Origin of the sequence: Stakelama saccharophila, from assembly GCF_032229225.1 — a bacterium.
Taxonomy (GTDB): Bacteria; Pseudomonadota; Alphaproteobacteria; order Sphingomonadales; family Sphingomonadaceae; genus Sphingomonas; species Sphingomonas saccharophila.
Map to the genome: position 1 here is coordinate 2083904 of NZ_CP135076.1, position 26200 is coordinate 2110103.

The window sequence follows — 26200 nt, forward strand, 5'->3', positions numbered from 1 at the left end:
GAAACTATAGCAACGGCCGGGCGATCCGCCATGGTTGAAAATTATTGCCGCGCCCCCAAGCTATCGCGGGATCGGCCCGCAAGTTGCGGGCCGGGCCACGGGAGATTTTCAGACATGACCATCAAAGCCGGCGATCGCCTGCCCGATACCACGCTCGTGAAGGCGAGCGAGAACGGCCCCGACAAGGTTTCAGCGCAGGAATATTTCAAGGGCAAGAAGGTCGCGCTGTTCTGCGTTCCCGGCGCCTTCACCCCGACCTGTTCCGCCAAGCACCTGCCCGGCTATGTCGAAAAGGCCGGGGCGTTGAAGGAGCGCGGCATCGACGAGATCGCCTGCACCGCGGTGAACGACGCCTTCGTCATGGACGCCTGGGCCAAGAGCAGCGGTGCCGAAGGCACGGTCACGATGCTCGCCGACGGCAATGGCGACCTCGCCAGGGCGCTGGGCCTGGAAATGGACGGCAGCGCCTTCGGCCTGGGCAAGCGGGCGCAGCGTTATTCCATGCTCGTCAATGACGGCGTGGTGGAGCAGATCCACGTCGAGGCGCCGGGCGAGTTCAAGGTCAGCTCCGCCGAATATATGCTCGATCAGCTCTGAGGCCGGTTCGGGGCACGGGTTCCGCCGGGGCCGAGGGTCCTTGCGGAACCGTGCCTGCCGCCGCGGGTTGGTCCGGCACCGATGAAAGGGGAGTGATTTCATGACGAGCAACAGCAAGACGCCTGCACGCAATGACGAAACGGAACCCACCCTGGTGCAGCAGGTCGAGGAGACGTTCGGCAACGCCCAGAACCGGGCGGGCGACGCCTATAAGAAGACACGCGACACCATCCGCCACAGCCCGGTGACCTCCACCGCGATCGTGACCGGCACACTAGCGGCCATCGGCGGCGCCATCTACGGCGCCACGAGATGGGGAAAGCGGAGCCGGCGGAAGGCGAAGCCGCCGCACGTCACGCCGTCCGCAACCTGATGGTCCGATGCGATACGGCCGCAACGGGAGGCGCTCGGGCAAGGCACGTCTTGTCAGCGGAGCCGACAGGCGGTAGCCGCGACGGATGACGCAAGGTTCCGATATCGTCAACGAACTCGACAGGCTCTATAGCGCGTCGGTCGACCGCCTGAAGAGCGCACTGGACACCTATCTGACCACCGGCAAGCCGCCGACGCCGGACACGCGCCGCGACGGGTCCTTCGCCTATCCCGAGGTTCAGATCCGCTATCGCGGTGGCAAGGACAGCCCGACGCCGCCGCGCTCCTTCGGCCGATTGGTCGAACCCGGATTCTATCGCGCGAGCGTGACCAAGCCGGCGATGTTCGCCGATTATCTGACCGAGCAGATCAATCTTCTGATGGAAGATTACGATGTCGAGGTCGAAGCGATCGCCGGGCGGCAGGAAATACCCTTCCCCTATGTGCTGGACCCCGGTCACGCATTGAGCCTGGACGAGGTGTCTGCGGCCGAGCTGGCCCGCTTTTTTCCCGCCACCGAACTGGCCCATATCGGCGACGAGATCGCCGACGGCCTGTGGGAACCGGATGGCGAGATGCGGCCGCTGGCGCTGTTCGACGGGCTGCGTACCGATTTCTCGCTGGCGCGGCTGCGGCATTATACCGGCACGCCGCCGGAACATACGCAGCGTTTCGTCCTGTTCACCAACTATCACCGCTATGTCGACGAATTCGTCCGCTGGGCGTGTTCGCAACTGGGCGAGGACAGCCGCTTCACCGCCCTGTCCGGCGCCGGCGGCATCACCATCGAAGCCGGTGACGATCCGGAAAAGCTGGTCAGCGACAGCGCATGGCGGCGGCACCAGATGCCGGCTTATCATCTGATGGCGCCGGACCGGACGGGCATCACGCTCGTCAATATCGGCGTCGGCCCGTCCAACGCGAAGACGATCACCGACCATCTGGCGGTGCTCCGGCCCGAGGCATGGCTGATGATCGGCCATTGCGGTGGACTGCGCCCCAGCCAGCGCATCGGCGACTATGTCCTTGCCCATGCCTATCTGCGCGACGATCATGTGCTGGACGAGATGCTGCCGCCGGAAATTCCGGTGCCGGCCATCGCCGAGGTGCAGCAGGCGCTGGCGCGGGCGGCCGAGACGGTGTCGGGCCAGTCGGGCGACAAGCTGAAGCAACGCCTGCGCACCGGCACGATCGTCACCACCGACGACCGCAATTGGGAACTGCGTTTTTCCCACTCCGCGCTGCGATTCTCGCTGAGCCGGGCGGTCGGGATCGACATGGAATCGGCGACGATCGCCGGTCAGGGCTATCGCTTCCGCGTCCCCTACGGCACGCTGCTATGCGTGTCGGACAAGCCGCTCCACGGCGAGCTGAAGCTGCCGGGGCAGGCCAATCGCTTCTACGAACGGGCGATCAACGAGCATATGCGGATCGGCATCGAGACGTGCGAGGAATTGCGGCGTGAGGGGCAGAAACTGCACAGCCGCAAACTGCGCGCGTTCAACGAACCGCCTTTCCGCTGATCCGCCGGAGCAAAGACGACGCACCGGCGTTTGAACGTAGCACCACGATCAGGAACTGACATGAGCGCGAAACAATCGGACAAGAAACTCTACAATCCCGCCGACAAGCTGGACCAGGGCAAGCGGCGGAGTAAGACGCTGGTGCTGGCCGGGCTGGGCGCGGTCGGCGCCTTGTTCGTTGCGCGAGCGGCGAAGCGCAAGAAGCGCGCCGCGAAGGACATGCCGGACCATGCGCACCAGGCGGACGGCCGCGATTCGAGCAAGTCGTTCGATGCCGGGATCGCCGACGAGGGCACCATTCCGGAACCCGCCGGCACCGCCTGAGGAACGGCGCGCGGTCCTATTCGGCCGCGCCCCCACCGCGACGCCTGGCCGCCGTCAGCCGGCGAGAAAATCGGCGATCGCCCGGCCCAGTTCGGGCTTGGTGACGGCGCTCATATGGTTGCCCGGTACTTCCCGGTAGCGGCCGTGCGGCAGGAGGTCGGTAAGCGCGGCGGCGGAACCGTTATCGTGGTCCTGAGCGCCCGACACGACGAGCGTCGGCTGTTCGATCGCCGCCAACGCCGGTTCCGACGTGTCGACGAACGTGTCGAGGATACGCAGCAGCGCCTTCGGGTCGCCGTTCGTGGTCTTCAGGAAAGCCTCGGTCATGAATTCGGGGCTTCCCCGGTCGAAGCTGCCGAGATGCGTCAGGACATGGCGGAAATATTCCCCCCTGCCCGCCGTATTGACGAGGCCGGCAAGCCCCATGCCGGAGATCACCACCCGCCGCGGCGACACGCCGCCGCTGGCGAGCATCCGCACCGTCGTCCGCGCGCCGAGCGAATAGCCGCCAAGATCATAGTCGGTGAGCCCGAGATGGGCGATCAGGGCGAGGCCGTCCTGCATCAATACGTCGCGGGGATAGCGGTCCGCATCGTGCGGCCGGGCGCTTTCACCGTGCGCGCGCAGATCGGGCATGATTACCCGGAAGCCCTTGTTCGCCACCGCCTGGGCATGGCCGTAGCGCAGCCAGTTCACCTGCGCGTTCGAGAAATAGCCGTGGATGAGGACGACCGGCCGCCCCTCCCCCAGTTCGCGCCACGCCAGCCGCGTGCCGTCGAAGCTGTCGAAATAACGTGTCTCAGTCGGGGAGTTTGCCAACGGTCTTCATCCATCGCTCGACAAGGGGCTTGTGCTCGTCGGTGCGATATCGGGGCAGGCCGCGCGTGTCGAGCCAAGCTTCGTGATACGGCCGCACTGGCATCCGCCGGTCATCGGCTCCGTCATCTTTCGCTTCTGCCGGTCCCACGCCCGCTCAGGTCGAACAGCGATCGCGCGGCCCGTTGACGGTGGTAGCGGCTCAGGCGGCCTTCTTCAGATGCCGCCGGCCGAGCAGCTCGGCGATCTGCACCGCGTTCAGGGCCGCACCCTTTCTCAGATTGTCGGACACGCACCACAGCGTAATGCCGTTGTCGACAGTGGAATCGTCGCGCACGCGGCTGATATAGGTGGCATATTCGCCGACGCATTCGACCGGGGTGACGTAGCCGCCATCCTCACGCTTGTCGACGAGCATGCAGCCCGGCGCCTCGCGCAGGATCTTCTGCGCATCCTCGGCCGACAATTCGTTTTCGAACTCGATGTTGATCGATTCCGAATGCCCGACGAAGACCGGCACGCGCACGCAGGTGGCGGACACCTTTATCTTCGGGTCCATGATCTTCTTCGTCTCGACGACCATCTTCCACTCTTCCTTGGTCGAGCCATCCTCCAGGAAGACGTCGATGTGCGGAATGACGTTGAAGGCGATCTGCTTGGTGAATTTCACCGCTTCGGGCTGGTCGCCGACGAAGATGTTGCGGCTCTGCTCGAACAGCTCGTCCATGCCCGACTTCCCCGCGCCCGACACCGACTGATAGGTCGACACCACCACGCGCCTGATCGTCGCGGCGTCATGCAGCGGCTTCAGCGCGACCACCATCTGCGCGGTCGAGCAGTTCGGATTGGCGATGATGTTCTTCGCGCGGTAGCCGTCGATCGCCTCCGGGTTCACCTCCGGCACGATCAGCGGCACGTCCGGGTCCATCCGGTAGAGCGAGGAATTGTCGATCACGGTGCAGCCGGCGGCGGCGAATTTGGGCGCATAAACCTTCGTGGCGTCCGAGCCGATCGCGAACAGCGCCATATCCCAGCCGGCGGGATCGAAATGCTCGATGTTCCTGATCTTCAGCTTGCGACCCGTCTCGCCATATTCGACCTCTTCGCCGGTCGAACGCGACGAGGCGAGCACGGCGATCTCGTCCGCCGGAAATTCCCGCTCGGCCAGAATGTTCAGCATTTCACGCCCGACATTGCCGGTCGCGCCGGCGACCACCACCCGATATCCCATTTGCTGCTTTCCAAGCCCTTCGTCGCGAATGAATTCGTCGCGCCTATCGTACACGGTCACCAAGTCCAACAAAAATACGTTTATACGCGAAAAGGCGCATGATTTGTGCTATGCTCCGCGCTGCGGATACGGCGGGATATCGTGACGCGCCGCCGCCGCAGCACGACAATAGCGGTCGGGAGAGCATGCAATGGCGATCACCCGCGAAATGGCAATGGCGGCCGCGGCGCCCCGGCGCGCGCGCATCCGCAGAATCGGTACGGACGACCTTCGGGCGAGCCTGCGCGACGGATGGGCGGATTTCAGGGACAAGCGCGGCGACATCATCCTGCTCGGGCTGCTCTATCCGCTCGTCGGCTTCCTCGCGGTGCTCGCGAGTCTCGGCAGCTTCCACCTCGAACTGCTGTTTCCGGTCTTCGCCGGGCTGACCCTGCTCGGCCCGCTGGTCGCCACCGGATTCTACGAGATCGCGCGGCGACGCGAAGCGGGCGATCCGGCCGGATGGAGCCACTTCTTCGATGTGACGAAAAGCCCCTCCTTCCCCGCCATGATGGGCATCGGCGGCGGGCTGTTCCTGCTGTTCGGGCTGTGGTTGCTTGCGGCCGCGGGCATCTGGGTCGCCTTTCTGGGGCCGGACGTGCCCGACACGCCGGGCGGGCTGATGGCCCAGGTGTTCGGCACCCCGGCGGGCTGGCAGATGATGGTCGTCGGCAATCTGGTCGGGCTGGGCTTCGCGGTCGTGGTGCTGGCGGTCAGCACCGTGGCACTACCCATGCTGGTCGACCGCGAAGCGACGGCGGCGGAGGCGGTTTTGACCTCTGTCGCGGCGTTCCGCGCGAATAGCGGCGTCATGCTGCGCTGGGGCCTGACAGTGGCGGTGGTGCTGATCCTGGGCGCGATTCCCGTCTTGATCGGGCTGGCCGTGGCGTTGCCCGTGCTGGGCTATGCAACCTGGCACCTTTATACCCGCGTGGTGGAGCGCGACGGCGCGGCGCCGGTCGCCTGACCGGCGCCGCCACCGCTCAATCCGCCTTTTTCACCTCCCGATCGAAGAAGTCGAAGATGGTCGTCCAGACATGGGCGCTGCCCACGGCCGAATGGGTCTTGCCCGGATAGAACATCATTTCGAACGGCACGTTTTCGGCCTGCATCTTCGCCGCGAGCAGGGTCGAGTTCTCGAACACGACATTGTCGTCCGACATGCCGTGGATCAGCAACAGCGGATCCGCGATCTTGTCGGCGTCCTGCAAGGCGTCGGCCCTGGCATAAGCGCCCGGCACCTTGTTCGGATCGCCCATATAGCGTTCGGTATAATGGGTGTCGTAGAGTTCCCACTTCGTCACCGGCGCGCCGGCGATACCCGCGGCATAGACGCCCGGATCGGCCTCCAGCATCTTCAGCGTCATATAGCCGCCATAGGACCAGCCATAGATGCCGATGCGCTTCGGATCGACATAGGGTTGCGCCTTCAGGAACTTCGCGCCGGCGAGCTGATCCTGCACCTCGACCGAGCCCATCGCATGATAGATCGCATCCTCGAACGCCTTGCCGCGATTGGCCGAGCCGCGATTGTCCAGCTCGAAGAAGATATAGCCCCTGTCGACGATATACTGCTCCATCGGGCTGGCCCAGGCGCGGTTCACCTCCTGCGCGTGCGGGCCGCCATAATGCTGGAAGAATACCGGATATTGCTTCCCCTGCTCCAGCGGCGGGGTGATCATCTTCCAGTGCAGTTCCGTGCCGTCCTGCGTCGTGATGGTGCCGAATTTCGTTTCGCGGTGGCTCGGCAGATACGGATGGTAGGGATGATCGGGATCGTCGACATCGTTTTCGCTGATCCAGGCGATGCGCTGCCCGGATGCGTCGGCGAGATAGACCTGCTGCGGCTGGCGCGGATTGGACCGGCTGATGATCGCGCGGGTGGCTTCGTCGTCCATCTGCGCGGAGTTCCACCAGCCCGCCTGGGTCAGCCGGGTGGGATCGGACGGCGTCAGCGCCGAAAGATCGACGACGTAGAGATGCCGTTCCAGCACGCCGTCGCGATTGCCGACGAAGTACAGCTTGCCCGCCGCCTCGTCGACGCCGGCGATGCCGGATACTTCCCAGTCGCCGCTGGTCAGTTGCTGCCAGTCGCCGTTGCGGAAGCGGTAGAGATGGCCGTGGCCGTCGCGTTCCGACCACCAGATCAGGCTACCGTCGGACAAGACGTGATAGGCGTGGCTGAGATTGATCCAGCTATCCTCCTTCGCCTTTTCGCTGAACAGCACCTCCGACGCGCCGGAAATCGGATTGACCGCGAGCATATCGAGCTGCGTCTGGGCGCGGTTTTCGCGCTGCACCAGCAGGGTGTTGCCGTCCGGCGTCCAGTCCACGCGGGCCAGATAGATGTCGGGATCGTCGCCCAGATTCACCTTTACCCGGCCGGAGCCGTCGGGCTTCATCACATAGAGCGAAACCGCGACATTCGGCGTGCCGGCGGCGGGATAGCGTTGTTCGAACACCCTGGTGCCGCTGGCGCCGATCGCAGCGCGGGTGACGACGCCGACCGGCGCTTCGTCGAAACGCTCGACAGCGATGCGTTCATCGTCGGGCGACCACCAATAGCCGGTATGCCGGTCCATTTCCTCCTGCGCGACGAATTCGGCCTCGCCCCAGTGGACCGTGCCTTCGCCCGTATCGGTGATGGCGCTGGCCGAACGCGCGCCGATCGGCTGCACGAACAGATCCTGGTCGCGCACGAAGCTGACATATTGCCCCTTCGGGCTGATCGCGGGGTTCAGTTCCCCGGCCTCGGTCGCGGTCAGCCGCTGCACGTCGCCGCCGATCGAGGCGAGATAGAGATCGCCGTCCAGCGGAACGAGGATCGACCGGGCGTCGGGCGACCAGTCATAGGCGACGATGCCTTTGAGGCTGCCGATCCGCTCACGCTCGCGCTGCATCTTCGCCGCTTCGGACAGCTCGGCGCCGGTACCGATCTTCTTCGAATCGACCAGCATCCGCCATTCGCCGCTCGACGTGTCCATCGCCCAGAGGTCGTAGCGATCGCGATCCTCCGCCCGGTTGCGCAGCACCGTGACATATTTGCCGTCGGGCGACAGCTTCAGGCCCCTGGGTTCCGCGCCGGAAAGGTCGGGACTGGCGAACAGGCGCTCGAGCGAAAGCTGCGGCGGGCTCTGGTCCGGCGCGGGGTCGGCGGCCATGGCCGTACTGCTCGTCAAACCCACCGCCATCGCCAGCAACCATTTGCGCATACCATCACTCCGATTCCGAAATCGTGGCGCGGCGGACGCCGGCCTTGCACGCGTTATCGCGATAGGGCTAGGCAAGGTAAAGGGTTGCCGGGACGCGGCCGCCCGCGGAACCGATGCCGATCATCGTTCCCCAGTGCCATTTGGGCGCTTTTCCGCTTGACCCGTCGCGACTGCCATCCCAGCGGCGGGAGTTCATGTTTCACCCTCGCCCGCCGGCCGGATCGCCGCGCCGACTCCGCCGGGCTCCAGCGTAAAGTACCGAACCGCCGATGCGTTTTCCCAATCCTTTCAAGCTGTCCTCGCACGATATGGCGATCGACCTCGGCACCGTGAACACGGTCGTCTATGTACGCGGGCGCGGCATCGTACTGAACGAACCGTCGGTGGTGGCGCTCGACGTCACCGGGGGCGTGACCAAGGTGCAGGCGGTGGGCGCCGACGCCAAGCTGATGATGGGCAAGACCCCGGACAATATCCGCACCGTCCGGCCGCTGCGCGACGGCGTGATCGCCGACATCGAAGTGGCGGAGCAGATGATCAAGCATTTCATCGACAAGTCGCATGGCGGCAAGGGATGGATAACCCGCCATCCCGACGTCGCCATCTGCGTGCCGTCGGGATCGACCATGGTCGAGCGCCGCGCCATCCGCCAGGCCGCGAACAAGGCCGGCGCGGCCAAGGTGTTCCTGATCGAGGAACCGATGGCGGCCGCGATCGGCGCCGGCCTTCCCGTCACCGAGCCGATCGGCGCGATGGTCGTCGATATCGGCGGCGGCACGACCGAGGTCGCGGTGCTGTCGCTGCAGGGGCTGGCCTATTCCAATTCCGTGCGCGTGGGCGGCGACAAGCTGGACGATGCCATCACCTCCTATATCCGGCGCAAGCACAATCTGATGATCGGGGAATCCACCGCGGAGCGCATCAAGCACGAAATCGGCATGGCGCGCCTGCCCAGCGACGGCGCCGGCCCGGAAATGCGGGTGAAGGGACGCGACCTGGTCGCGGGCGTGCCGAAGGAGATCGGCGTCACCCAGGCCGAGGTCGCCGAGGCGATCTCCGAACCCATCGGCCAGATCATGCAGGCGGTGCGCGTCGCCCTGGAAAATACCGAGCCGGAACTGGCGGCCGACATTTGCGATCAGGGCATCGTCATGACGGGCGGCGGCGCATTGCTGCAAAGAATCGACGAGGTTTTGAGTACGGCCACCGGATTGCCGGTGATCGTGGCCGACAACGCGCTGATCTGCGTCGCGCTGGGCGCCGGGCACGCCATGGAGGAACCCGGTTTCAAGGGCGTGCTGATGGCGGCGTGATGTCGGGTTGCGATCGGTTGGAGGCCCGTTGATCGCCTGGCAGGAATCCACAGTTCGCGCGATTGCGCTTCCTAGGCATTTCCCGGTCGGGTTGGATCACCCTTCTTGTGCTCCTGCGAACGCAGGAGCGCAGAGCTTCGGGCACTGCGCTTGCGGCTCCGGGTTCCTGCTTCCGCAGGAACACGGGCTATACTTGTGCAAAGGCCCTGCAAAAGCGGGCGAAACAAGAAGGCCGCGGAAACCGGAGCTTCCGCGGCCTTGTTCATGCTCGGCAGCAAGCGCTTACTGCGCGTTTTCCGCCTGCTTGTCCTTGCTCGCCGGGCGCGGATCGCGGCGCTCGGCAATGCGGGCGGCCTTGCCGGTGCGGCCGCGCAGATAATAGAGTTTCGCGCGGCGCACGACGCCCTTGCGGACGACCGTGATCGAATCGATGTTCGGCGAATAAAGCGGGAAGACGCGCTCGACCCCCTCGCCGAAGGAGATCTTGCGGACGGTGAAGGACGATCCCATGCCGCGGTTCGACCGCGCGATGCACACGCCTTCGAAATTCTGGACGCGCGTGCGCTCGCCCTCGACCACCTTCACGCCGACGCGCACCGTGTCGCCGGCGCGGAATTCCGGAATCTTCTTCTGCTCGTTCAGCTTGGCGATCTGTTCCGCCTCGAGCGTCTGGATCAGGTTCATCTGCCTATTCCTTACTGTCCCGCCGCGCGCCAGAGGGCGACTGGACCGGATCGCCACCATAGCGCTCCCACAAGTCCGGCCGCCGTAACCGTGTGTCCGCCGCCGCCCTGGCATGACGCCAAGCGGCGATCCTCGCATGATCCCCCGATCGCAGCACTTCAGGGATCGTGCGCCCTTCCCATTCGACAGGTCGGGTATATTGCGGATATTCGAGCAGCCCCGCCTCGAAGCTCTCGTCATCTCCGCTTGAAGCCGCGCCCATTACGCCGGGAAGGAGCCGAATGCAAGCGTCGAGTAGCACGAGTGCCGCGGTTTCACCACCCGACAGCACATAGTCGCCGATCGAGACGGGTTCGATGTCGCGCGCCTCGAAAATCCGTTCGTCGAACCCTTCGAACCGGCCGCACAGGATGGCGACGCCCGGCCCCGCCGCGAGGTCGCGCACACGCGTCTGGGTGAGCGGGCTGCCCCGCGGCGTCATGGCGATCCGGGGCAGGCCCGCCGGCGCGCTGTCGACCGCCCGCGCGAGCACGTCGGCGCGCATCACCATGCCCGCACCGCCGCCCGCCGGCGTATCGTCCACGGTGCGGTGCCGGTCGGTGGCGAAGTCGCGGATCTGCACCGCATCGAGCGACCAGCGCCCCTGTTCCAGCGCGCGACCGGCGAGCGACAGCCCCAACGGCCCTGGAAACATTTCGGGATACAGCGTCAATATCGTCGCGGCGAAGGACATGCGCGCTCCCATGTGCGTTCATCCCGGCAATGGCAAGGCCGCAGGACATGCCCGAAGCAGACGATTGCATCATCATCGGCGCCGGTCCGGCGGGGCTGACGGCCGCGATCTATCTGGCGCGCTATCACCTTTCGATCCGCCTGTTCGATTGCGGAACGAGCCGTGCGGCACTGATCCCCAGGACACGCAATCACGCCGGGTTTCCCGACGGCATCGCGGGGCGCGAGCTGTTGCGCCGGATGCGGGACCAGGCCGGGCATTTCGGGGCGGTCCGCGTCGCGGCGGAGGTTACGCAGATCGTTCCCGAAGACGACGGGAACTTCCTGGTGGCGGTCGGCGCCGAGGGCTATCAGGCGCGCAGCGTCCTCCTGGCAACCGGCGTCGTCAACCACCGGCCGGAAATGGACATGGCCGTCCATGACGAAGCGCTGGCGCGCGGGATGCTGCGCTATTGCCCGGTTTGCGACGGCTATGAGGTCACCGACCTGCGCGTGGCGGTGATCGGCACCGGCGAACACGGCATGCGTGAGGCGCTGTTCGTGCGCGGCTTCACCCGCGACGTGACGCTGGTGGCGCCGGGCGCGGAGCATGACCTGGATGCGCCCTGCCGACAGGCGCTCGACGATGCCGGCATCGGGCGCGTCGACGGCCCGTGCGGCGGGTGGCGGATCGAAGGGGAGCGGCTGGGATTCGATACGGCGGACGGGCGCATGGCGTTCGACAGCGTCTATCCCGCGCTGGGTTCGACCATCCGATCGCAGCTTGCGGTCCATGCCGGGGCGAAGGCATCGGACGAAGGCTGTCTGGAGGTGGACGCGCACCAGCGGACGTCCATTCCCGGCCTCTATGCCGCGGGCGACGTGGTGCTGGGGCTGGACCAGATCAGCCACGCAATGGGCGAAGCGGGCGTGGCGTCGACGACGATTCGCAACGACCTCGACAAGCGGCAGCCGATCCGGCGATAGGCTCGCGCAAGCGTGAGCGCAACAGACGCGTGGACTGTGGACTACCGAACCTGCCGTTCAAGCGGACTGCTGCGCTGAGGCAGAACGCCAATCGAACACTCCCGCGCCGTCGTTTCAGACTCGATCCGGGGTCCACGACGCAACATCGACCGGAGCCCCTTCGCGCGCATGTCGACTCATGGTCGGAACGGGAAATCCTCGTCCGCTCGCCGCTTCGCGGCGCCCCTCCACCGCCTTCGGCGGTCCCCCTCCCCAAGCGAGCTTGGGGAGGAATTGGTTGGCTATGCCTCGGCGAAGGCGGCGGTAACCACCAGGCATTCTTCGCTCCATTCGGGGACCGCCTCGGGGCGCATGGGGACCATGAAGCGTTTGCCCGTGGGGCGCTCGATCTCGACGACATCGCCGGCGCCGAAATCGTCGACCGCGACGACGCGGCCGATCGGCTCGCCCTCGTCCGAGATCGCGGGCAGGCCGATCAGGTCGACATGATAATATTCGTCCGGCTCCAGCGGCGGCAAAGCGGAGCGCGGGACGGTGAGTTCGGTGCCGCGCAGCGCCTCGGCGGCGGTGCGGTCGGCGATCTCGGCAAAGCGGGCGATGGCGGCGTTGGTGCCGTCGCGCAGGGATCTCAGCGTCAGCGCGCCGCCGTTGAAATGGCGATGTGCGGCCAGATCCTCGGCGAAGACCTTGAGCCGCACCTCGCCCTTGACGCCGTGGGCGCCGATCACGACCGCGAGGGTGATCGGCCGGTTGGCCCGTGGCCCGGAGGAAGACGCCTGGGGAGGGATGTCATCAGCCGGCAACGGTCATGCCCTCCCCTGCCCCCTCCCGCCAGCGGGAGGGGAACTGGATCAACCCTCGGCCTTTTCCTCGCCGGCGTCAGCGGCGGGGGTTTCCTCGGCAGTCGCCTCGGCGACCTGCTCGGCCTCCTCGGTCGGCGTCTCGGTGGCCGCCTCGACGGCGGCCGCGGCGGTTGCCTCGGCCTCGGCGTCCTGCTGCGCCTTCAGCTTCTCGGCGCGTTCTTCCTCGCGCTCCTTCGCCTTTTCGCCCGGCTCGCCCTTTTTCGGGTTGCTGCGCGCGGCACGCTCACGGATGCCGGCGGCATCGAGGAAGCGGGCGACGCGGTCGGTCGGCTGCGCGCCGTGTTCGAGCCAGTGCTTCGCACGGTCGCCGTCGAGCTTCACCCGCTCTTCGCTGTCCTTGGGGAGCAGCGGGTTATAGCTGCCGATCCGCTCGATGAAGCGGCCGTCGCGCGGGGAACGCGCATCGGCCACGACGATCCGGTAATAGGGACGCTTCTTGGAGCCGCCCCGCGACAAACGCATGCTGAGTGCCATTTTCTACAATCTTCCTTCTTCAATCGTCATTCCGGCACGGGCCGGAATTGCTTCAAAATCCCTGTCCGTCCCGGCAGGACGGGCCTATTTCTTGCGGTTCTTCACCATGTCCTCGAAACCGGGCGGAAGCTGCGGCGCACCGCCCTCTCCGCCCGGCAGGCCGGGCAGACCGCCGCCCATCCTGCCCATGGCGTCGCCCAGATCGGCACCGCCAAGCGCCTTGCCGATGCCGCCCATGCCGCCGCCGGGTCCGCCCTTTCCGAGCATGGCCATCATGCCCTTGATGCCGCCCATCTTCTTCATCTTCTTCATGGCGGTGGCCATTTCCTGATGCATCTTCATCAGGCGGTTGAGTTCCTGCACCGTTGTGCCGGAACCGTTGGCGACGCGCCGCTTGCGCTTTGCGTTCATCAGCGCCGGCTTGGCGCGCTCCTCCGGCGTCATGGAGGAAATCATCGCGTCCATGCGCAAAAGCAGTTTTTCGTCCACCGCGCCCGAGGCCATCGCCGCCTGCGCCTTCTTCAGGCCGGGGATCATGCCGGCGAGCGCACCGAGGCCGCCCATCTTGCGCATCTGCGCGAGCTGGGCACGCAGGTCGTTCATGTCGAACTTGCCCTTGGCCAGCCGCTCGGCCATCCGCTCGGCATCTTCCTGCTCGATCGAGGCGGCGGCCTTTTCGACAAGGCTGACGACATCGCCCATGCCGAGGATGCGGCCGGCGACGCGTTTCGGGTGAAAGGGCTCGATCGCGTCGAGCTTTTCGCCCATGCCGGCGAATTTGATCGGCTTGCCGGTGACTTCGCGCATCGACAGCGCCGCGCCGCCGCGCGCATCGCCGTCCATGCGGGTGAGGATGACGCCGGTGAGCGGCACCTGTTCGGAAAAGCGCTCCGCAACATTCACCGCGTCCTGCCCGGTCAGCGAATCGACGACGAGCAGGATCTCGGCCGGGTTGGCGACGTCGGCGACGGCCTTCATCTCGTCCATCAGCGCCTGATCGACGTGCAGGCGGCCGGCGGTGTCGAGCATCAGCACGTCATGGCCCTGCAGCTTCGCCGACTGCAGCGCGCGCTTCGCGATGTCGACGGGCTGCTGCCCCTCGACGATCGGCAGCGTCGCGACCTCGGTCTGGGTGCCGAGCGTGGCGAGCTGTTCCTGCGCGGCCGGGCGGTTGACGTCGAGCGACGCCATGAGAACCTTCTTGTTCTCCTTGCCGCGCAGCATCTTCGCCAGCTTGGCCGTGGTCGTCGTCTTGCCCGACCCCTGCAACCCGACGAGCATGACGACGGCGGGCGGCGTCTTGTTGAGGTCAAGCTCGGCCGTGTCCGGCCCCAGCATCTCGACCAGTTCGTCATGGACGATCTTGACGACCTGCTGGCCCGGCGTGACCGAGCGCAGCACGTCCTGGCCGATCGCCTTTTCGGTGGCGCGTTCGACGAAGGCGCGCGCGACCGGCAGCGCCACGTCCGCTTCGAGCAGCGCCACGCGCACTTCGCGCATGGCGGTGCGGACATCGGCCTCGGTCAGCGCACCGCGCCCCCGAAGCCGATCGAAGACACCACCAAGCCTGTCGCTCAAACTGTCGAACATGCGCGCTCCAAAATCTGCACGATCCGCGTAACGCAAAACACGCCGGCGGACGAAACCTCGTCGGCCGGCGTCGCCCCGTGGAGCGGCATATCTGCGTTTCCGCGAATTTGCGGTCGGCAGGCCATAGCGCCGGTCGCGATAAAGCGCAAGGGCGCAGGCCCTTTAACGCTATCTACACCGTGGGCGGCAGATAACCGCATATATGAGGGAAGGAGACATGCTGCGCCCCGGCGCCTCGGCCGATGCCGGCACAGCGCCGGACGGCGGCAACGACATCTGGACGGGCGCGGTCAGCATCGCCGCGATCCTGCTGTTCGTCGGCACGGGCAGCCAGGTCCTTTCCGCCGCGCTGGACCACATTGTCAACGACGCGCCGCCGGTCGATCGCGGCATCGTCATCGCGCTGTTGCTCAACGTGGCGCTGATCCTGATCGGCTGGCGCCGGCACCGCCGCCTGTCCGACCAGATCCGGATGCGCACGGCGGCGGAGGAACGCGCCCGGCAATTGGCGGCGCGCGACCCGCTGACGGGCTTCTTAAACCGGCGCAGCCTGTCCGAGGAAGGCGCCGCCATGTTCGTCCAGGCCGAACGGCGCGGCAAGGCGACGGTCGCGCTGCTGCTGGACCTCGACCATTTCAAGACGATCAACGACATGCACGGCCATACGGTGGGGGACACGCTGTTGCGCACGGTGGCGGCCTGCATTCGCGAAATCGTCCCCAACAGCGCCCTGATCGCGCGGTTCGGCGGCGACGAGTTCGCCTGCGTCTTCCTGTTCGATCCGGCGCATCCGGAAACAGTCGACCGCGTGGCCAACCGCCTGGTCAGCCGCATGGCGCAACCGTTCGAGGCGGACGGCATATGCTGCCACATCTCCTGCTCGCTGGGGCTCGCCCGGTCCGATTTCCACCGCGGCACGATGGATGCGCTGCTGCGCTGTGCCGATATCGCGATGTATGCGGCCAAGAAGGCCGGGCGCAACCGCTTCGCCTGGTTCGATCACTCCATGGAGCACGAACTGCGCACGCGCAACGAACTGGAAAACGGGCTGCGGATCGCCATCCCGAGGGACGAGGTGATCCCGTATTTCGAGCAGCAGATCGACCTGGCGACCGGCAGGCTGACGGGCCTGGAAGTGCTGGCGCGCTGGAGCCACCCCGATCATGGCGCCGTGGCACCCGATACGTTCATCCCGATCGCCGAGGAAACCGGGATGATCGCGGAGCTTTCCCTCTCCGTCATGCGCCAGGCGCTCACCGCCGCGCGGCACTGGGATTCCTCGCTCACGATCGCGGTGAACATTTCGCCTTGGCAGCTCCGCGATGCGTGGCTGGCGCAAAAGATCATCAAGCTGCTGACCGAAACCGGCTTTCCGGCCAACCGGCTGGAGGTCGAGATCACCGAAAGCGCGCTGTTCGAGAATATGGCGCTGGCCCAGTCGATCGTGGGGAGCCTGAAGAACCAGGGCGTGCGGCTGGCGCTCGACGATTTCGGCACGGGCTACAGTTCGCTCGCCCATCTTCGCGCCCTGCCCTTCGACCGCGTCAAGATCGACCGCAGCTTCGTCGCGTCGCTCAACGACAGCCCGGACAGCGCGGCGATCGTGACCGCCATCGTGGGACTGGGCAGCAGCCTGAACCTGCCGATCACCGCCGAGGGAATCGAGGACGCGCGTACCCAGGAGCGGCTGCGCGCGATCGGATGCGCGGTCGGCCAGGGATGGCATTACGGCAGGCCGCTGCCGACGACGGGCGTGCGCCGCCTCCTCGCCGAAAAGCGCCTCGTTTCCCACGGCCGGCGGGAAGCGCAGGCCGATGGCGCCGCCCTCACCAACCCGCGCCGGGCCGGCTGAGATAGTCCCGTTCCGCCGGGGTCGAGGGCCGGCCGAGCGCGGCGTTGCGGCTGGGAAAGCGACCGTAACGAGCGATGGCGTCGCGGTGCTCGCGCGCGGCCGCCACGGCTTCGGGCACCGAAAGCCGCTCGAACAAAGCGAGCCCGCGGTCCTGCAGCGCGAGATCTTCGGCATGCATCAGAGGCATGTAGAGGAATTGGCGCTCGTGATCCGTCATCGCGCCGTCCCAGCCCCGCTTCAGCGCCGTCAGCGTCAGCTCGCGCGCCAGGGCGTCGCCGGCGAAGGCGGCGGCGGTTCCGCGGTGGATGTTGCGCGAGAACTGGTCGATCGCGATGACTGCCGCAAGCAGGGTGCGCGGTTCCTCGCGCCAGCCGGCCGCGCCGTTGGCGATCAGCGTGTCTCGCAGCGTGGCGAAACGTGCGGCGACGCGCGAATCGAGCGCCGCGTCCTTTGCGAACCATTGCTCGGGTGAAAGCTCGTCGAACCAGAAGTCCAGCACCGCGCGGGCTGCTGCGTGGACTTCGACCGTCGTCGCGCCTAGATCGCGTGCCATGAGTGCATCTCCCCTGCCCTTGCAATTGCGCCACCATGGCTGACGTCATCAGCCTGGGATGCCGGCTGAATATCGCGGAAAGCGAATCGATCCGCGCCATGCTCGGCGACCGCGACATGGTCGTGGTGAACAGTTGCGCCGTGACCAACGAGGCCGTGCGCCGGACCCGCCAGACGATCCGACGCGCCCGGCGCGAGCGGCCGGACAGCCAGATCGTCGTCACCGGCTGCGCCGCGCAGATCGAACCGGGCACCTTCGCCGGCATGGCCGAGGTGGACCGCGTCATCGGCAATTCCGACAAGCTGCGCCCCGAAGCATGGCGGGCGGCGGACGCGGTGACGGTGCGCGACATCATGGCGATCGAGCGCACCGCGCGGCATCTGGCGGCAAGCTTCGGCGGCCATGCGCGGGCCTTCGTCGAAATCCAGAATGGCTGTGATCATCGCTGTACCTTCTGCGCCATCCCCTATGGACGGGGGAACAGCCGATCGGTTCCCGCCGGTGCGGTGGTGGAGCGGATCGCGGGGCTGGTCGACGCCGGCCACCGCGAGATCGTGCTGACGGGCGTCGACCTGACGAGCTACGGCCCCGACCTGCCGGGCGCGCCGACACTGGGCGGGCTGGTGGAGCGTATCCTGGCCGAGGTTCCGAAGCTGGAGCGACTGCGCCTGTCATCGCTCGATTCGATCGAAATCGACGACCGGCTGTTCGCGCTGCTGACCCAGGAGCCGCGCGTGATGCCGCATGTCCATCTGTCGCTGCAGGCGGGCGACGACATGATCCTGAAGCGGATGAAGCGGCGCCACAGCCGCGCGCAAGCGGTCGCGATCGTCGATCGGCTGAAGCGCGCGCGCCCCGAGATCGCCATCGGCGCGGACCTGATCGCGGGCTTTCCCACCGAAAGCGAGGCCATGGCGGCGAACACGCTGGCGCTGATCCGCGATTGCGACATCGTGCAGGCGCACATCTTTCCCTTCTCGCCGCGCGCCGGTACGCTGGCGGCGCGGATGCCGCAGGTGCCCGGCGACGTGGTGAAAGCGCGAGCGGCGGCGTTGCGCGCCGAAGGAAAGAAGCGCCGCGACGCCTGGCTCGCCACCCAGCGGGGCGCGGCCGGAAAGCTGCTGGTGGAAAGACCGGGGGACCGGGGCCATGTCGAGAATTTCGCCGAAGTCCGGCTTACCGGACCGAAACAGGAAATCGGGAGTATCGTCGAGGTGATCATCACGGGTGCAAGCGACGGGCGGCTGATCGGACGGCCGGCATGAGCAACGGCGGCTGGCACGACCGCCTGCTGGGCGGATTCAAGCGCACGTCCGACCGGCTGATGGGCAATCTCGCCGGCCTATCGGCGGGGCGTCTCGATACCGAAACGCTCGACGAGATCGAAGAGGCGCTGATCGCGTCCGATCTCGGCCCGGAAACCGCCGCTCGGGTGCGCAAGCGGCTCGCCGAGGGTCAGTTCGAGCGCAACATGGAAGACCTCGGCATCCGCCTGGTCGTGGCCGAGGAGGTCGAAAAAAGCCTCGAACCCGTTGCCGAACCGCTGGAGGTCGACGCCTTTCCGCGGCCGCAGGTGATCCTCGTCGTCGGCGTCAACGGATCGGGCAAGACCACGACCATCGCCAAGATCGCGAACCTGTTCCTGGAACAGGATTACAGTGTCCTGCTGGCCGCCGGCGACACGTTTCGCGCCGCCGCCATCGGCCAGTTGCGGACCTGGGCGGAGCGGATCGGGGTGCCGATCGTATCCGGGCCGGAAGGCGGCGACGCGGCCGGCATCGTCTATGACGCGGTGAAGAAGGCGACCGCCGAAGGCACCGACGTGCTGATCGTCGACACCGCCGGGCGGCTTCAAAACAAGCGCGAGCTGATGGACGAATTGGCGAAGATCCGGCGCGTGCTGGGCCGCCTGAACCCGGAAGCGCCGCATGACGTGGTGCTCGTGCTCGACGCGACGACGGGGCAGAACGCGCTCAACCAGATCGAGGTGTTCCGGGAAGTCGCCGGCGTCACCGGCCTCGTCATGACCAAGCTGGACGGCACCGCGCGCGGCGGCGTGCTGGTGAATGCGGCCGAGACATACGGCCTGCCGATCCATGCCATCGGCGTCGGCGAGACGATCGACGACCTGCGCCCGTTCGACGCGCACGAAGTGTCGCGGATCATCGCCGGCGTGGACAGCGCGATAAAATAACCCGCTGATGACAAGACTCGTTCGTGCTGAGCTTGTCGAGGCACCATTCCTGACGGGTCAAGGAAGAACAGCCCTTCGACAGGCTCAGGGCGAACGGAGAATGTGTTGACCAAATCTGCCTCCACTCCCGAAACCGCCAATTCCCCCGGCCTGCGCATGCTGATCGATTTCGGTCCGCTGGCCGTGTTCTTTGCCGTCAACACGCTGATGAAAGGGCCGCAGATCGAGCGCGTTCTCGCGGCGACGGCGGCGTTCATGGTGGCGATCGTCGTCGCGATGGCGGCGTCCTGGGTGAAGGCGCGCCACATCTCGCCCATGTTGTGGATTTCGGGGGTGCTGGTGCTCGTCTTCGGGGGGCTGACGCTGTATTTCCACGACGAAACCTTCATCAAGGTGAAGCCCACCATCGTCTATACGATGTTCGCCGCCGTGCTGACCTATGGCCTGATCACCGGAAAGCCGCTGCTGCAATCGCTGCTGGAAACCGCCTATCCGGGCCTGTCCGCCAAAGGGTGGCGCAAGCTGACGGTCAACTGGGCCATATTCTTCGCCTTCATGGCCGTGCTGAACGAACTCGTCTGGCGCAATACGAGCTGGGATTTCTGGGTCGGGTTCAAATTGTGGGGCGCGATGCCGCTCACCGTGCTTTTCGCCCTCGCCAATATTCCGATGCTGTTGAAACACGGCCTCGACACCGGCTCGGCGCGCGACGAACCGCCGCTGCCGCCGGAAGGGTAAGGAAAGGCTGCCGCCGCAGCGCATTTGCGGCCCTGGATTCGATGCTTTCGCAAGAACATGGGCTCCACGCGCGCCGTTCGGGGGTATGTTTCGGCTGGCTCGCCCCTTTCGTCATGCTGAACTTGATTCAGCATCCAGAGCCACCATCGTTTCGGACTCCGGCTTCCGAATTTTGTCAGAATGACGATTTCAGGCAGACAGGATTGGCTCAAGCGTCGAATTCTAAACGCCGCTCGTCGCCCTGAACTTGTTTCAGGATCGCCGATCAACAGGCACTGGTGAAGCATGAAGAAGAGTGGATGCTGAAACAAGTTCAGCATGACGGTTAAAGCCGGTCGAATGTAACTCTAGATCCCCGCCTGCGCGGGGATGACGAAAGGAGAAGCGGCTTGGCGGATGGATGAGCACCATCGTGCGCGCCGCCGGGCGAAACGAAAAAGGGGCGCCGGATCGACGCCCCTTTCCTTGCGAACAGCGCCGTGGCTCAGCCGAGCGCGGCTTCGTAATTCTTGTTGGCCTGATCCCAGTTCACGACGTCCCACCACGCCTTGAGATAGGCGCCGCGGTCGTTGCGATAGGTCAGGTAATATGCGTGCTCCCACACGTCGTTGCCGAGCACGGGCGTCCCCGAGACGTCGCACGCGTCCATCAGCGGATTGTCCTGGTTGGGCGTGCTGGCGATCGAGAGCTTGCCGCTCTTGTCGGTGAGAAGCCAGGCCCAGCCGGAGCCGAACTGGCCCGCGCCCTTGTTGTTGAACTCTTCCTTCAGCTTGTCGAGACCACCGAAATCGGCAACCGCGTCGGCAAGCCTGCCGGAGGGCTGGCTGCCGCCCGGCGTCATGATCTTCCAGAAGAAGTCGTGGTTCCAGAAGCCGCCGCCATTGTTGCGCGCCTTGGTCGAATATTTCGAGATCTGCGCCAGGACGTCCTCGGCCGATTGCCCGTCGAAACCCTCGTCCTTCGCAGCCTCGTTGAACTTGGTCGTATAGGCGTTGTGGTGCTTGTCGTGGTGGAGCTTCATCGTCTCTTCATTGATGGTCGGCTCCAGCGCGTTGTAATCATATGGGAGGGCGGGAAGTTCGAAAGCCATGAAATCCTCCTTTGGCGTAAGAGTGAGCGGAAATACGTCCAAGGAACGCCGCACATCGCTAATGGGTCCGCCGATATCGTTTCGCAATCGATTCAGTTCAAAACTCGGAAATTCAGCCCGCCGCGGACAGAAGATCGTGCTTGCGCAAAGCGTGGCGCAACTGGTCGTAGCTGAGCCCGAGCGCGTCGGCCGTCGCGCGCTGGTTGAACCGTTGTTCCGACAGCGCCTGATAGAGCAGCCGCCGCTCGAACCGGGCCACGCGCGTCTTGAAGTCGAGATCCGTTTCCGGCGCGGGTTCCTCGATCGGCTCCGCCGGTGCGTCCGGCAGGGCGGGCGCAGCCGCCGATGCCGCGGGGACGGTCGCCGAAGCCGGGCGATAGGGCGAGGCGAAGGGATCGATCTGGATGGCATCGACCGGCCCCGCGCGATCCCAGCGATATACGGCGCGTTCGACGACGTTGCGGACTTCGCGCACATTGCCCGGCCAGCTATGGGACTGGAGGGCGTCGATCGCGTTCGGGCCGAAGCCCGGCCATTCCTCCAACCCGATTTCCGCCGCCATCCGCCGGCCGAAATGATCCGCCAGCACCATGATGTCCTCGGTCCGCGCGCGCAGCGGCGGCAGGGTCACCACCTCGAAGGACAGCCGGTCGAGCAGATCGGCGCGAAACGTGCCGCGCTCCACCTGATCGGGCAGATGCACGTTCGTCGCGGCGACGATGCGCGTGTCCACGGTCAACGGCCGCGACGACCCGATCCGGGTCACCTCGCCATATTCGATCGCGCGCAGCAACCTGTCCTGCGCCGCCATGGACAGCGTGCCCAGTTCGTCGAGGAACAGGGTTCCGCCATCCGCCTCCTCGAACCGGCCGGCGCGCGCCTTGGTCGCGCCGGTGAAGGCGCCGGCTTCATGGCCGAACAGTTCCGCCTCGATCAGCGTTTCCGGAAGCGCCGCGCAGTTCATGATGACGAGCGGCTGATCCCAGCGCGGACTGAGGCGGTGCAGGCGCTCGGCGACCAATTCCTTGCCGGTGCCGCGCTCGCCGATGACGAGCACCGGCCGGTCCAGCGCGGCGGCCCGGCTCGCACGCTCCAGCGCGTCGAGAAACGCGCTCGACTGGCCGATAACCTGGGTTACGCGATCCATGTGCGACACCTTGGCGTATTTTACCAAATCTTGGCAAGAACGAAATGCGCTCTATGGCCGCACCCCCTTTCAAGAGACTGATTCTGCTACACTTCCTGGAATTGGCACGCGGGATGCAAAGCATGGGACACCACCCGCAAGTGGTGGACAGATACGCCAAGGTTCAGGGAGTTCAGCCATGACTAGCAAGGTGCAGATCGTTCGGTGTCTTTCCAGTGCCGCGCTGGCGGCGGTTTTCGGATCGGCCCTGTTGATGGGCTCGGTTTCGCCGGCGATCGCCGCCGAGCGCGAGGTCGACGCCGCGACATGGGCCAGGATGGTGGATGCCAGGCTCGATCGTTCGATCCGTCTGGTTCGTGCGGTCCCCGACAGCATCCGCGCCGAAAAGGGCGCGGTCGTCGCGGCCCGGTTCGATGCCGAAGGCAATTTCGTCGACGCGTCGCTGGAACAGGGCACCGGCAACCGGCTGCTCGACCGCGAAGCCGTCCGCGCGGTAAAGGCGATCCGCTATCCGCGCCTGCCGCTGGAAAAGCGGGGCACGACCCGGGTGGTGGCGATGGAGGTGTTTTTCGCCGACCCGATAGACCACCGTCTGGCCGGACGGGTCCGCACGGCTTCGCAGCGGATGCTCGCCAAGTATCATGGCGCGGAAAATCAGAATATCATGGTCGCCGCCACGCAGGAGTGACGGCAACCCGGCCGGGGCGCGAGCCCCAACCGCCCCGGCCTTTCGATTGCACGAAGGAGTGAACGCAATGGGTATCTTTTCACGAACGCGCGACATCATCGCGGCCAACGTCACCGACCTGCTCGACAAGGCGGAGGACCCGGCGAAGATGATCCGCATGATCATTCTCGAGATGGAGGAAACGCTGGTCGAGGTTCGCGCCTCCGCCGCGCGCACCATCGCCGATCAGAAGGAGATGCGCCGCCATATCGCCAAGCTGGAAAAGCTTCAGGAAAGCTGGACCGAAAAGGCCGAGCTGGCGCTGTCCAAGGGGCGCGAGGATCTGGCCAAGCAGGCGCTGGTCGAGCGGCAGAAGGCCGCCGACATGAGCGATCAGCTACGCGGCGAGATTTCGGTTCTCGACGACGCGCTGAGAAGCTCGGAAGAGGACATCGCCAAGCTGCAGAACAAGCTGCGCGAGGCGCGCACCCGCCAGAACTCGATCATGACGCGACTGGAATCGGCCAACAACCGTACCCGCATGCGCGAAATGTATTCGGGCTCGAAGATGCAGGACGCCTTTTCCCGCTTCGACGTGATGGAGCGCCGGGTCGACATGGCCGAGGGCCGCGCCGAAGCCGCCGGCATCGGCGAAAGCCCCAAGAGCCTGGAAGAGGAAATCGCCGAGTTGAAGTCTTCGGACAAGGTCGAGGCCGACCTCGCCGAGCTGAAGGCGCGGATGAACAAGGAGGGCTGATCCGATGGAAGACGTCTTCCTTCCCATCATCATCGTCGGGATGCTGTTCATCGGCCTTCCCTGGGTGGTCATGCACTATGTCACCAAATGGAAGCAGTCGGCGACGCTGACCGGCGAGGACGAAAAACTCCTCGACGAACTGCACTACACCGCCCGCAGGCTGGAAGACCGCCTGCAGACGATCGAGCGCATCATCGCCGCCGACAACCCCGATTTCCGTCCGCAGGTGCCCAGCACTCCGCCGATGTCCGAAATCGACTATTCCCGGAGGAACTGAACCATGTCCGCAAGCCGCACCAAATTCTATCTCGACAAGCAGAACGGCAAATGGTCGGGCGTGTGCGCCGGCATCGCCGACTATACCGGGCTCGACGTTCTGTGGATCCGCATCGCCGCGGTGATCCTGACGCTCGCCGGCGGCTTTCCCTGGACGCTGATCGCCTATTTCATGGCCGCCTGGATGGCGCCGACCAAGCCGGTCGACCTGTACGAATCGCCGGAGAGCCAGAAATTCTGGCAGGGCGTGCGCTCCAATCCGAAGCGCACCACCAGCGAGGTCCGCTCGACCTTCCGCGACATCGACCGCCGGCTCGCCGACATCGAGATGTATTATACGAGCCGCAACACCCGGCTCGCCAACGAGATCGACAGCCTGCGCTGAGGCCCGGCCGCTATCCGAGGAGACAACGCCATGTTCCCGCTAGCCGAATCCACGCCCCTGTTCGCCATCATCGCCATCGTCGCGGTCGGCGGCTGGGTGCTGACCACCTGGATGCGCATCAAGAACGGATATCCGCTCGACGGCGCCTGGGGCCAGGCGATGTATCCGAAGAAGAATGAGGAGATGGTCGAGCGCGTCCGTCTTCTCAGCCAGGAGAATGCGCAGCTTCGCGCTGAGCTGGGATCGGTCAAGGACCGCCTGGCCACCGTCGAGCGCATCGTCACCGACCGCGGCACCCTGCTCGATCGCGAGATCGAGGAACTGCGCGGCAAGGCGAACTGAGGGAGGATGGAATGAACGGTTTCACGGTATTCATGCTCGCGCTGGTCGTCATCGGCCTTCCCGTGGGCGGCGGCCTGATCTTCGCGGCGTATGAGCGGATGCTGAAGCACCGCGAGAACATGGCCGGATCGCTGAACGCGCAGGCGGCCGAAAAGGCGGCGCAATATGCAGCGCAGACCGAACGGCTGGAACAGCGCGTCCGGGTTCTGGAGCGCATCGTGACCGAAAAGGGCATCGACGTCGCCGACGAGATCGAGCGGCTGCGCGATCGCCCGCTCAACTGAGAACAAGACAAGGCAACAACGAGAATAAAAGGGAGACCGACATGAACCCGTTTGAAATGGTCGTGGCGATCATCGTCATCGTGACGATCGGCCGCATCATTCAGACCCGGATGAAGGTGGACGGAGAGCGCGGCGCGCGGACCGAGGATACGGCCGAAGCGATGCGGATGCGCGACGAGATCCGGTCGCTGAAGGAACGAATCGCCGTTCTGGAGCGGGTCATCACCGACAACCACAACAGCATCAATCTCGATCGCGAAATCGAGCGGCTGCGCGACAGCGACCGCATCTGACACGAGGGAGAACCGCCATGCAGAATGCCGATTTCTACATGACCATGGCGATTGCCGGCCTGGCCGGCCTGGCCATGATCACCGCCGGGGCGCTGATCGGATGGCGCGGGTGGCTGACGCTGAAGACGCAGGAACTGGCGAATGCCGGCCACGAGCAGAAACTGACGCCGCCGTCATCGGCCAGCGCCCGCATCGAGATCGCCGACCTGAAGGAACGCATCCGCAAGCTGGAAGCCATCGCCGCCGGCGTCGACCTATAGGGTCGGCGCCCGCGCCGCCGGCGGTTTCAATCGCGCGGCGCCTCGCTATATCCGCGGATATGCGAACGCTCGAAGACATCCGCGACGAATATGAATTTCTCGACGGCGACGACCGCTACCGCCTGCTGATCGACTTGGGCCGCGAGTTGGAGCCCATGCCCGACGCGCTCAAGACCGATGCGACGCTGGTGCGCGGCTGTTCCGCCGCCGTATGGGTCTATCCCACCGCGGCCGGCGACGGCACGCTGCATTTCCTCGCCGACAGCAACGCCGCGATCACCAAGGGCATCATCGCCCTCGTCCTGACGACGGTGCAGGATTGCCCGGCCGACGCCATCCGCGACACCGACATCGAAGGAAAGCTCGCTCCGTTCGACCTGCGCAATCAGCTCAGCTCCAACCGGACGCAGGGCATTCCCAACATGATCGCGCTGATCCGGCAGACCGCCGAACGCTACGCTTAGGAAGGGCGCGGAAGGCCTGGGACGAGCGGTGCGATAATCCGCCGCGCAGGCGGGAATCCAGGGCCTCAATCGCCGCGTAAGGTGCTCTGGACCACCGCCTGCGCGGGGGTACGAAACCGGCGGAGATACAGGAAGGCGGAATGGAATGGGCGGGAGGGGCAT

At 65.7% G+C, this 26200-nt stretch carries 31 protein-coding genes; 20 read left to right on the forward strand and 11 right to left on the reverse strand.

All coding sequences use genetic code 11. From position 1 onward, the window contains the following. Window positions 1–114 precede the first annotated feature (114 nt). The 4 genes from RPR59_RS09700 to RPR59_RS09715 all read left to right on the forward strand — a co-directional run bounded on the left by RPR59_RS09700 (window position 115) and on the right by RPR59_RS09715 (window position 2816). On the forward strand, window positions 115–597 hold the full coding sequence (locus RPR59_RS09700; RefSeq protein ID WP_313913495.1) for a peroxiredoxin: 483 nt from the start codon (window positions 115–117) through the stop codon (window positions 595–597). Window positions 598–697: 100 nt separating this feature from the next. Next, window positions 698–970, forward strand: coding sequence for a hypothetical protein (locus RPR59_RS09705; protein ID WP_313913497.1), 273 nt, complete (start codon window positions 698–700; stop codon window positions 968–970). 85 nt (window positions 971–1055) lie between these two features. Continuing rightward, entirely contained in the window at window positions 1056–2492 is a 1437-nt protein-coding gene (locus RPR59_RS09710; protein ID WP_313913499.1) for an AMP nucleosidase, read from the forward strand. A gap of 60 nt (window positions 2493–2552) precedes the next feature. Then, on the forward strand, window positions 2553–2816 hold the full coding sequence (locus RPR59_RS09715) for a hypothetical protein (RefSeq protein WP_313913501.1): 264 nt from the start codon (window positions 2553–2555) through the stop codon (window positions 2814–2816). A gap of 54 nt (window positions 2817–2870) precedes the next feature. Here RPR59_RS09715 and RPR59_RS09720 read toward each other — a convergent pair whose 3' ends face one another. Both RPR59_RS09720 and RPR59_RS09725 read right to left on the reverse strand, forming a co-directional pair. After that, window positions 2871–3635 (reverse strand): alpha/beta fold hydrolase, encoded by a 765-nt coding sequence (locus RPR59_RS09720; RefSeq protein ID WP_313913503.1) that lies wholly within the window; start codon window positions 3633–3635, stop codon window positions 2871–2873. A gap of 199 nt (window positions 3636–3834) precedes the next feature. Continuing rightward, window positions 3835–4863, reverse strand: coding sequence for an aspartate-semialdehyde dehydrogenase (locus tag RPR59_RS09725; RefSeq protein WP_313918448.1), 1029 nt, complete (start codon window positions 4861–4863; stop codon window positions 3835–3837). A gap of 190 nt (window positions 4864–5053) precedes the next feature. On the opposite strand from RPR59_RS09725, the gene RPR59_RS09730 reads away from it, so the two are divergent. After that, window positions 5054–5869, forward strand: coding sequence for a DUF2189 domain-containing protein (locus tag RPR59_RS09730; RefSeq protein WP_313913505.1), 816 nt, complete (start codon window positions 5054–5056; stop codon window positions 5867–5869). 16 nt (window positions 5870–5885) lie between these two features. Here RPR59_RS09730 and RPR59_RS09735 read toward each other — a convergent pair whose 3' ends face one another. Further along, window positions 5886–8114: a S9 family peptidase gene (locus tag RPR59_RS09735; RefSeq protein ID WP_432280256.1), complete on the reverse strand. Its 2229-nt coding sequence runs from the start codon at window positions 8112–8114 to the stop codon at window positions 5886–5888. Between the two features lie 269 nt (window positions 8115–8383). Between RPR59_RS09735 and RPR59_RS09740 the strand changes: the two genes are divergently transcribed. Then, window positions 8384–9427: a rod shape-determining protein gene (locus RPR59_RS09740; protein ID WP_313913509.1), complete on the forward strand. Its 1044-nt coding sequence runs from the start codon at window positions 8384–8386 to the stop codon at window positions 9425–9427. 282 nt (window positions 9428–9709) lie between these two features. Here RPR59_RS09740 and rplS read toward each other — a convergent pair whose 3' ends face one another. Both rplS and trmD read right to left on the reverse strand, forming a co-directional pair. Beyond that, the gene (gene rplS, locus RPR59_RS09745; RefSeq protein ID WP_313913511.1) at window positions 9710–10111 is read right to left on the reverse strand and encodes a 50S ribosomal protein L19; all 402 of its coding nucleotides are present in this window, start codon (window positions 10109–10111) and stop codon (window positions 9710–9712) included. A 4-nt stretch (window positions 10112–10115) separates the two neighbouring features. Then, window positions 10116–10844, reverse strand: a complete 729-nt coding sequence (trmD, locus tag RPR59_RS09750) for a tRNA (guanosine(37)-N1)-methyltransferase TrmD (protein WP_313913513.1) — start codon at window positions 10842–10844, stop codon at window positions 10116–10118. A gap of 47 nt (window positions 10845–10891) precedes the next feature. Between trmD and RPR59_RS09755 the strand changes: the two genes are divergently transcribed. Then, window positions 10892–11809, forward strand: a complete 918-nt coding sequence (locus tag RPR59_RS09755; RefSeq protein WP_313913515.1) for an NAD(P)/FAD-dependent oxidoreductase — start codon at window positions 10892–10894, stop codon at window positions 11807–11809. A gap of 281 nt (window positions 11810–12090) precedes the next feature. Here the strand turns inward: RPR59_RS09755 and rimM are convergent, their stop codons facing one another. From rimM to ffh, 3 genes are all read right to left on the reverse strand, one after another. After that, a complete protein-coding gene (gene rimM / locus RPR59_RS09760; protein ID WP_313913517.1) occupies window positions 12091–12612 on the reverse strand; it encodes a ribosome maturation factor RimM in 522 nt (173 codons plus the stop codon). Window positions 12613–12660: 48 nt separating this feature from the next. After that, window positions 12661–13146, reverse strand: coding sequence for a 30S ribosomal protein S16 (gene rpsP, locus RPR59_RS09765; RefSeq protein WP_313913518.1), 486 nt, complete (start codon window positions 13144–13146; stop codon window positions 12661–12663). 84 nt (window positions 13147–13230) lie between these two features. Next, window positions 13231–14736 (reverse strand): signal recognition particle protein, encoded by a 1506-nt coding sequence (gene ffh, locus RPR59_RS09770; RefSeq protein WP_313913520.1) that lies wholly within the window; start codon window positions 14734–14736, stop codon window positions 13231–13233. 217 nt (window positions 14737–14953) lie between these two features. On the opposite strand from ffh, the gene RPR59_RS09775 reads away from it, so the two are divergent. Continuing rightward, window positions 14954–16588: a putative bifunctional diguanylate cyclase/phosphodiesterase gene (locus RPR59_RS09775; protein WP_313913522.1), complete on the forward strand. Its 1635-nt coding sequence runs from the start codon at window positions 14954–14956 to the stop codon at window positions 16586–16588. On the opposite strand, the gene RPR59_RS09780 is transcribed toward RPR59_RS09775, so the two are convergent. Further along, window positions 16563–17141, reverse strand: a complete 579-nt coding sequence (locus tag RPR59_RS09780; protein ID WP_313913524.1) for a DUF924 family protein — start codon at window positions 17139–17141, stop codon at window positions 16563–16565. The two genes, RPR59_RS09775 and RPR59_RS09780, sit on opposite strands and share 26 nt — an antisense overlap. Window positions 17142–17176: 35 nt before the next feature. Between RPR59_RS09780 and mtaB the strand changes: the two genes are divergently transcribed. From mtaB to RPR59_RS09795, 3 genes are all read left to right on the forward strand, one after another. Further along, entirely contained in the window at window positions 17177–18406 is a 1230-nt protein-coding gene (mtaB, locus tag RPR59_RS09785) for a tRNA (N(6)-L-threonylcarbamoyladenosine(37)-C(2))-methylthiotransferase MtaB (protein ID WP_313913526.1), read from the forward strand. Next, window positions 18403–19335, forward strand: coding sequence for a signal recognition particle-docking protein FtsY (ftsY, locus tag RPR59_RS09790; RefSeq protein WP_313913528.1), 933 nt, complete (start codon window positions 18403–18405; stop codon window positions 19333–19335). The genes mtaB and ftsY overlap by 4 nt, the downstream gene beginning before the upstream one ends. Window positions 19336–19491: 156 nt before the next feature. Further along, window positions 19492–20073, forward strand: a complete 582-nt coding sequence (locus RPR59_RS09795) for a septation protein A (RefSeq protein ID WP_313918450.1) — start codon at window positions 19492–19494, stop codon at window positions 20071–20073. A 484-nt stretch (window positions 20074–20557) separates the two neighbouring features. Here RPR59_RS09795 and RPR59_RS09800 read toward each other — a convergent pair whose 3' ends face one another. Both RPR59_RS09800 and pspF read right to left on the reverse strand, forming a co-directional pair. Next, window positions 20558–21163, reverse strand: a complete 606-nt coding sequence (locus tag RPR59_RS09800; protein ID WP_313913530.1) for a superoxide dismutase — start codon at window positions 21161–21163, stop codon at window positions 20558–20560. A gap of 112 nt (window positions 21164–21275) precedes the next feature. After that, window positions 21276–22310, reverse strand: coding sequence for a phage shock protein operon transcriptional activator (gene pspF, locus RPR59_RS09805; protein ID WP_313913532.1), 1035 nt, complete (start codon window positions 22308–22310; stop codon window positions 21276–21278). A 178-nt stretch (window positions 22311–22488) separates the two neighbouring features. On the opposite strand from pspF, the gene RPR59_RS09810 reads away from it, so the two are divergent. From RPR59_RS09810 to RPR59_RS09850, 9 genes are all read left to right on the forward strand, one after another. Further along, window positions 22489–22998: an energy transducer TonB gene (locus RPR59_RS09810; RefSeq protein WP_313913534.1), complete on the forward strand. Its 510-nt coding sequence runs from the start codon at window positions 22489–22491 to the stop codon at window positions 22996–22998. A 67-nt stretch (window positions 22999–23065) separates the two neighbouring features. Next, complete coding sequence (pspA, locus tag RPR59_RS09815) at window positions 23066–23734, forward strand: phage shock protein PspA (protein WP_313913538.1); 669 nt, start codon at window positions 23066–23068, stop codon at window positions 23732–23734. Between the two features lie 4 nt (window positions 23735–23738). Beyond that, a complete protein-coding gene (gene pspB / locus RPR59_RS09820; protein ID WP_313913540.1) occupies window positions 23739–24011 on the forward strand; it encodes an envelope stress response membrane protein PspB in 273 nt (90 codons plus the stop codon). Between the two features lie 3 nt (window positions 24012–24014). Then, window positions 24015–24395, forward strand: coding sequence for an envelope stress response membrane protein PspC (gene pspC / locus RPR59_RS09825; protein WP_313913542.1), 381 nt, complete (start codon window positions 24015–24017; stop codon window positions 24393–24395). A gap of 30 nt (window positions 24396–24425) precedes the next feature. Beyond that, window positions 24426–24737: a hypothetical protein gene (locus RPR59_RS09830; RefSeq protein WP_313913544.1), complete on the forward strand. Its 312-nt coding sequence runs from the start codon at window positions 24426–24428 to the stop codon at window positions 24735–24737. Window positions 24738–24748: 11 nt separating this feature from the next. Then, window positions 24749–25021, forward strand: a complete 273-nt coding sequence (locus tag RPR59_RS09835) for a hypothetical protein (RefSeq protein WP_313913546.1) — start codon at window positions 24749–24751, stop codon at window positions 25019–25021. Between the two features lie 41 nt (window positions 25022–25062). After that, window positions 25063–25314, forward strand: a complete 252-nt coding sequence (locus RPR59_RS09840) for a hypothetical protein (RefSeq protein WP_313913548.1) — start codon at window positions 25063–25065, stop codon at window positions 25312–25314. A 17-nt stretch (window positions 25315–25331) separates the two neighbouring features. After that, entirely contained in the window at window positions 25332–25574 is a 243-nt protein-coding gene (locus tag RPR59_RS09845; protein ID WP_313913551.1) for a hypothetical protein, read from the forward strand. A 59-nt stretch (window positions 25575–25633) separates the two neighbouring features. After that, the gene (locus RPR59_RS09850) at window positions 25634–26038 is read left to right on the forward strand and encodes a SufE family protein (RefSeq protein WP_313913553.1); all 405 of its coding nucleotides are present in this window, start codon (window positions 25634–25636) and stop codon (window positions 26036–26038) included. Window positions 26039–26200: the final 162 nt, after the last annotated feature.